This window comes from Pseudoalteromonas sp. SG41-5 (assembly GCF_014164495.1).
Lineage (GTDB): Bacteria > Pseudomonadota > Gammaproteobacteria > Enterobacterales > Alteromonadaceae > Pseudoalteromonas > Pseudoalteromonas rhizosphaerae.
Genome location: NZ_JACJFH010000301.1, coordinates 1 through 383, shown reverse-complemented (window position 1 = coordinate 383; position 383 = coordinate 1). Strand labels below are relative to the sequence as shown.

The window sequence follows — 383 nt, the reverse complement described above, 5'->3', positions numbered from 1 at the left end:
TTTAAAACATTTAATTTAAATAAATGGTGCCGACTAACCGAGTCGAACGGTTGACCTACTGATTACAAGTCAGTTGCTCTACCAGCTGAGCTAAGTCGGCACACTAAACTGTGTGCTAAGGCACGTTTCAATTTTAAACGATTGATAACTTTGGATAAATGGTGCCTCGACGCGGAATCGAACCACGGACACGAGGATTTTCAATCCTCTGCTCTACCGACTGAGCTATCGAGGCACTTAAACAGTGCTAATTAAATGTTTAAAACATTTAATTTAAATAAATGGTGCCGACTAACCGAGTCGAACGGTTGACCTACTGATTACAAGTCAGTTGCTCTACCAGCTGAGCTAAGTCGGCACACTAAACTGTGTGCTAAGGCACG

General features: G+C 42.3%; 3 tRNA genes. All 3 read right to left on the bottom strand.

Annotated features, from left to right (window positions below):
- Window positions 1–24 precede the first annotated feature (24 nt).
- The 3 genes from H5232_RS23740 to H5232_RS23730 all read right to left on the bottom strand — a co-directional run bounded on the left by H5232_RS23740 (window position 25) and on the right by H5232_RS23730 (window position 358).
- A tRNA-Thr gene (locus H5232_RS23740) sits at window positions 25–100 on the bottom strand.
- 59 nt (window positions 101–159) lie between these two features.
- Window positions 160–235, bottom strand: a tRNA-Phe gene (locus H5232_RS23735).
- A 47-nt stretch (window positions 236–282) separates the two neighbouring features.
- A tRNA-Thr gene (locus H5232_RS23730) sits at window positions 283–358 on the bottom strand.
- Between the last annotated feature and the right edge of the window lie 25 nt (window positions 359–383).